The organism is Streptococcus suis (genome assembly GCF_002960445.1).
In the GTDB taxonomy this organism is placed as follows: domain Bacteria; phylum Bacillota; class Bacilli; order Lactobacillales; family Streptococcaceae; genus Streptococcus; species Streptococcus hyiners.
Genome location: NZ_POJD01000258.1, coordinates 1 through 391, shown reverse-complemented (window position 1 = coordinate 391; position 391 = coordinate 1). Strand labels below are relative to the sequence as shown.

The 391-nt window shown below is 38.1% G+C and carries 1 pseudogene; it reads left to right on the top strand.

The window, feature by feature from the left end:
* Positions 1-87: pseudogene (locus C1G53_RS09560) on the top strand (IS200/IS605 family transposase); the annotation flags it as partial.
* Between the last annotated feature and the right edge of the window lie 304 nt (positions 88-391).

Sequence of the window (391 nt, the reverse complement as noted above, 5' to 3'; positions counted from 1 at the left end):
ATACAAGAACAGGAAAAACATGATATAGCACTTGATAAGTTGAGTGTAAAAGAGTATGAAGATCCCTTTAGGGATAATGGCAAGTAGTACGAATGCCTCTTTAAGAGGCTAGTGACGAGTCAAAAGCAGTGAGGCTTGAACAAAGTGAAAGCCAGCGTCTTTAGGCGCTGGCTGGTGATGTGGGCTTATAGCCCTTGTTCAAACCACCCGTTTGACGGGTGGTCATGATTTTTTTTGAATATTTTTCACTATTTTGTTTTACAAACTAGCCACCTTGTGTTAGACTATAGATACAAAGCTAATAGGTAAAACAAACTAGTGATAGAAGACAAAGAAAATCACTTTTATTTTTATCAAACTAGTCGGTATTACAAACTAGGTAGGGAGGCAG